General features: G+C 69.2%; 4 protein-coding genes and 1 pseudogene. 3 read left to right on the top strand and 2 right to left on the bottom strand.

Going from position 1 to position 5,482, the window contains the following annotated elements:
- Positions 1-319, top strand: a pseudogene (locus AB0B48_RS31720) (polyketide cyclase); the annotation flags it as partial.
- A gap of 185 nt (positions 320-504) precedes the next feature.
- Complete coding sequence (locus tag AB0B48_RS31715) at positions 505-1,800, top strand: GAF domain-containing protein (RefSeq protein ID WP_357208045.1); 1,296 nt, start codon at positions 505-507, stop codon at positions 1,798-1,800.
- Positions 1,801-1,963: 163 nt separating this feature from the next.
- Here AB0B48_RS31715 and AB0B48_RS31710 read toward each other — a convergent pair whose 3' ends face one another.
- A complete protein-coding gene (locus AB0B48_RS31710; protein ID WP_357208042.1) occupies positions 1,964-3,106 on the bottom strand; it encodes a glycosyl hydrolase 53 family protein in 1,143 nt (380 codons plus the stop codon).
- Between the two features lie 9 nt (positions 3,107-3,115).
- Complete coding sequence (locus tag AB0B48_RS31705; protein WP_357208039.1) at positions 3,116-4,300, bottom strand: cellulose binding domain-containing protein; 1,185 nt, start codon at positions 4,298-4,300, stop codon at positions 3,116-3,118.
- Between the two features lie 313 nt (positions 4,301-4,613).
- On the opposite strand from AB0B48_RS31705, the gene AB0B48_RS31700 reads away from it, so the two are divergent.
- Positions 4,614-5,441 carry an SAM-dependent methyltransferase gene (locus AB0B48_RS31700; RefSeq protein WP_357208037.1) on the top strand — a complete coding sequence of 276 codons (828 nt, stop codon included), beginning with the start codon at positions 4,614-4,616 and terminating at the stop codon, positions 5,439-5,441.
- Positions 5,442-5,482: the final 41 nt, after the last annotated feature.

Here is a 5,482-nt window from a genome sequence, read left to right as displayed (position 1 = left end):
CCTGGGCCGCCGCTCACCTCGCGAGTTGCAGGGCCTACCCGAGCCTCACGTCGGCGAGGCGTTCACCACGGCGGGTGGACGGAAGCTGGGAAGGATCGTCTCGGTCGACCCCGGCAGGCAGCTCACGAGTACCATCATGGGCGCCTTCATGTCCTACGTCCTGGTGCCCTGGGAGCGGAACACCACGCGTCTGCTCCTCAAGGTCGTCATGCAGACGCCCCGCTGGGCCGCACCCGGACTGTCCGTCGGAGACCTGATCATGGCGAGACGGCAGTTACTGAACCTGAAGCAACTCGCCGAGCGCAGCCGGCACCGGTGAACACCGGACCGGATCAGGCCGTCGGTCGGGCTCCAGGTTGCGGTGTGTGGTTGACGGGGTAAGACCTGAATGTCGGGCACCTGGGTAGGCTGCACCGGCGGTGGCCCCCTTCCAGGCAGTGGTGGCCACCCGCACCGACCGGTGACACGTTCCCGTATCCGCAGACGAGAGGCGAACCCCCCACCATGACCGCGGTACCAGGCCAACGGTCTACTGCCGCTGCGCGTCCGGCCGCTGCCGAGCAAGCAGCGGAGGAGGACCTGCGGGCGCTGTTCGGGCAGTCCATCGCCGTCTTCGCCTCGCTGGCCGGGCCGGAGCACCTGCTGGAGACGGCGAACCCGGCGTTCTTCGCCACCATCGGCGAAGAGCGGGCCCGGATCGGGGTCGCGCTCGCCGAACTGATGCCTGAACTGGCCGGTCAGGGATTCATCGCGCTCCTGGACCAGGTCCTCCGCACAGGCGAGCCGTACACCGGCCGTGACGTCCGGGTGGTGCTGGGCAGCGGCCCGCAGGCGCGGGAGGCGTTCTTCGACTTTACCTACGAGCCGCGCCGGGGCCCCGACGGCACCGTGACCGGCATCCGTGTGCTGGGCGTGGAGACCACGCAGGTCAAGCATGCCCAACGGCTGATGGCCGAACACCGTGCCCTGTTGGAGCAGATCGCCCGCCAGGCGCCCCTGACCGAAGTGCTCGACGGGATGGCGCGCTGCATCGAGAACCTCGCACCGCAGGAGGTGCTCGTCTCCGTGCTGCTCGCCGATCCCGACGCCCGGCACCTGCGCCACGGCGCCGCGCCGAGCCTGCCGGACTTCTACAACCAGGCCATCGACGGCATCGCGACCGGCGAAGGTGTCGGTTCGTGCGGCACCGCCGCCCACCGGCGGGAACCGGTGATCGTCACCGACATCGCCACCGACCCGTTCTGGGACGACTTCCGCGGGCTGGCCGACCAGGCCGGGTTGGCTGCCTGCTGGTCCACGCCGATCCTGGCCCGCGACGGCGGCCTGTTGGGCACCTTCGCGATGTATCACCGCACCCCACGCGTCCCGCAGGACACCGACATCGCCCTCACCCGGCTCTTCGCCGGCACGGCAGCCCTGGCCATCGAACGCCATCACATCGAGCAGGCGAAACTCGCCGCCGAGGCACGCGCCAAGTCCGCCAGTGACGAGCTGGCCAAGGTGCTGCGCGTGGAGCGGGAACTGCGCGCCGAGGCTGAGCAGCGCGCCGCCGTCGCGGCGGAACTCGCCACCCAGATGCGCGCCGCCGCGGCCGCGCAGGCCGCCGCGCCGCACCCCGAGCACTGCCAGCTCGGCGGCGCCGCCGGGTGCACGGCGCCAGCCGAGGTCAAGGTCGCCGATTCGTGGGGTGACGCGGCGTGGGGCTGCCCCGCCCACGTCGAGGAGGCCATCCTCAACGTGCGGTCGGTGTTCATCGCCAGCGAGGAACTCGGCGGCCTGACCGCCTACCTCAACCGCTGATCAATCGCAGAGCCGTGGCAGTCCGCCTCGTACCGGTGGTGGAGGAATCTCAGGAGATCTTCCACCCGCCGATTCACCCACGGCCACAAGTGCTTGGCCCTTCAAATTTTCACCGGTAGCCTTTCGGCAGACATCGGTGCTCATCTACCCAGGTCCGACGGGGTCAGGGCGTCCACCGTACGCCCGGGTTCACCCGCCCCGACCAGTCGAAGACCGCCATGTTGTCCCACTGATTACCGGTGCCGTTGATGTTGGCCGGGTCCCAGCCGTTGCCGCGGACGGCGTACCAGGTCGGTTCCCAGTAGAAGACGCCGATGGCCCCCGCGTTGCGGGCGGTGTTCTGCACCCAGTCGAACTCCTGGGCCTGCCCGGACCAGGTCGCGCTGATGCCGTCACAGGTCGCGTCGCCGATGGCGTTCGGTTCGCTGTCCGCGTTGTTCCGGGTGAAGGGGTACGCGGTCTCCACGATCACCACCGGCTTGCCGTACCGCCCACGCAGGTCGACGATGTTGTTGTAGAGGTTCGCCAGGCTGCCGTGCCACATGCAGTAGTACGACTGCGCGGTGATGTCCCACTGCACACCCTGCGCTCGGATGCCGTCGTAGAACCATCGGGCGTTGGCGTTGCTGTCGGCGTTGGCGGTATGGATCATCACCGGGATGCCGCTGCCGCACGCCTTCGTCGCGTTGTAGCCCTGCTTCAGCAGGCCGGCCAGCGGGGCGAAGTCGTTGTTGACGACCTTGCCCTCGTTCCACAGCATCCCGACGTTGATCTCGTTGCCGATCTGCACACTGTCCGGCAGGGTGCCCTGCCCCCGCAGGCTGGAACAGACGTCGTAGGTGAAGGCGTAGACGTCGGTACGCAGTTGGCTGAGGCTGTGGCCGACCCAGGCGGCCGGTTTGTACTGCTTTCCCGGGTCGGCCCAGGTGTCGGAGTAGTGGAAGTCGATGAGCACCTTGAGGCCCTTCGCCCTGGCCGCCCTCGCCTGACCCAGCACCGCACTTTTGTTGTTGTAGCCGCTCACCGGGTTGTTCCAGACGCGCAACCGGACGTAGTTGACGCCGACGGACTTCAAGATGTCCAGTGGGTCGCGGGCGACGCCACCGGCGTCGTAGTACCTGGCGCCCAGATCCAGGCTGCGCTGCAACGAGGAGACGTCGGCACCCCGCATGGTGAGCGTGTTCGCGGCGGAGGCGGGCGCGGGCGCGCCGCCGAGCGTGCTGGCGACGCCGAGGACGCCGACTGCGACAGCCGCGAGCAGAGCCCTGGCACGGCGGTGGTGGGGTGTGGCCGAATGTGTGTTCACGAGACTCCTTCAGCCCACCGTGCAGGGAGCGCCGTTCAGCGAGAAGCCGGTCGGCGGCGCGTCACTGACGCCCCACCGCCCCTGCACGCCGAAGGTCGCAGAGCCGTTTGGCGCGAGGACGCGGTTCCAGTCGACGTTGCGAGCGGTCACGACGGTCCCGGTCTGGCCGATCGTGGCGTTCCACCCCGAGGTGACCTGCTGGTCCCCCGGAAAGCTGAAAGTGACGATCCAGCCGTCGATCGGGGCCGTCCCGGCGTTGTGGACTGTCGCAGTGGCCACGAAACCGCCCGGCCACTCGGACTGGTTCCGGTAGGTCACCCGGCAGGTCGAGGGCGGCGGAGTGGTCGTCGTCGTGGGCAGGGTGACAGTGTTGGACGCGATCGACACGTTGCCCGCCGCGTCCCGGGCCCGCACGTAGTACAGGTTGCGCAGCGGCACCGACGCAGGTAGCGGCGCCGTGTACGTGGTACCCGGCACGGTGGCGACCAGTTGCGACGTGAACCAGCCGTCGAACCGGTAGACGTTGTAGCCGAGCACGCCGACGTTGTCCGTCGACGGCGACCAGGACAACGTGCCGGTCGAGGCGGTCACCTCGCCCACTGTCAGGTTCTGCGGCGCGCTCGGAGGGGTGGTGTCCGGGCCGGTGTCCGTCACCGGGGTGACCACTGTCAGCGCATTCGACCAGTTCGAGCGTTGCCCGAGGCTGTCCCGGGCGATCAATCGGAACGTGTACTGCTGGCCCGCCCCAAGGTAGCTGGTGATCGTGGTGCTGGTGACGGCCCCGACGCTGGCGCTGAAGACGATGTCGCCGAACTCCTGGTAGTACGTGATGTCGTACCCGGCGATGGCGCAGCAACCTGACGTGGCGGCCGTCCAGGTCAGCGTGACCGACGCGCTGCGGACCTCGCTGGCGGTCAGGTTCGTGGGGGCACTCGGCGGAACGGGCGAGGTGCTCGGCGTACTGGACGGCGCAGTCGGCGGTGGCGGGGCGGTCCCGGCCGGCTCTGCGACCGACACCGCGGCCCCAGCGGGCGCCGGGGCGACCCCCGGGTACGCGGCGGGCGTCACGGTACCGGCGTCGGCTGCCGGCGCGGCGCTCAGAGCGGTGGCGAGCACCGCCGTCGACAGCACGACGGCGGCCAGCAGACCCGGCCGCGGACGGCCGATCAGCGAGGACGAGGGAGCACCTGTCATACGCCGACGATGCAGCAACACATCGATGATCGCCAACGTGTCTCACGCCTCGGCCGCTGATCAACCCGGCGCATTGTGGGTCATCGCCACTCCTCTCCCCCATCGCCTGGGCCGTGTCGCCGCGACGCGGTGTGGCCGAACGTCGGTGACTATCCACTGTGTCGCTACCGACGCCATTGGTTGCGGTCGAGCGATTCGCTGGGAGCGATACCAGTGGGGCAAAATCCAATGCTTCCGATCGCTAGACTCGCCGCAACGCCGGCACCGCCCGCAGAGCCGAGCCCGCGCCAATCCCGATCGAATGGAGACGCCTGTGACCCGCGACAAGGCGGCACCCCCCGGCATCGACCCCAACATTCCCAGCGTGGCCCGGGTCTATGACTTCTTCCTGGGCGGCAAGGACAACTTCGAGGTCGACCGGAAGGTCGCCGAGCACGCCCTGCGGATCACACCGGACGGACCGGCAGCCGGTCAGGCGAACCGGGCCTTCCTGCGTCGAGTGATTCGGTACCTGGTCACCGAGGCGGGCATCGATCAGTTCCTCGACATCGGATCGGGGCTGCCCACCCAGGGCAACGTGCACGAGGTCGCCACCGAGCACAACCCGAAGGCTCAGGTGGTCTATGTGGACAACGACCCGATAGTCCTGACGCACGGGCGGGCTCTGCTCGCCGCTGAGGGCACCGCGACGGTGATCCAGGCGGACATCCGGGAGCCGCAGGAGATCCTCAACCACCCTGACGTACGCCGGTTCCTCGACTTCGACCGGCCGATCGGCCTGCTGCTCTTCGCCATCCTGCACCACCTCGGCGACGACGAGGACCCGAAGGCGGTGGCGGCCGCGTTGATCGACGCGCTGCCCTCCGGCAGCTACGTGGCGATCTCGCACTTCCGCGACCCGGGTGAGCGGGACCCGGAGGGCTCCCGCAAGGCCCGCGAGGTCGAGCGGGTCTTCAACGAATCACTCGGCACCGGCCGCTGGCGCACCGACGAGGAGATCCTCTCGTTCGCCGATGGGTTGACGGTGCTGGAGCCGGGTCTGGTGCCGCTGGCCGAGTGGCGCCCAGAGCCGGACGCACCGACTACGGCGCAGACCGACACCTATCACACGTTCGTCGGGCTCCTCGCCCACAAACCGTAGGCACCGTCTTCTGGTGAGCACGTCGGCGGGGGCGCCCCCGC

The organism is Micromonospora sp. NPDC049089 (assembly GCF_040648775.1).
GTDB lineage: Bacteria > Actinomycetota > Actinomycetes > Mycobacteriales > Micromonosporaceae > Micromonospora.
This window is presented reverse-complemented; position numbering and strand designations above follow the sequence as displayed.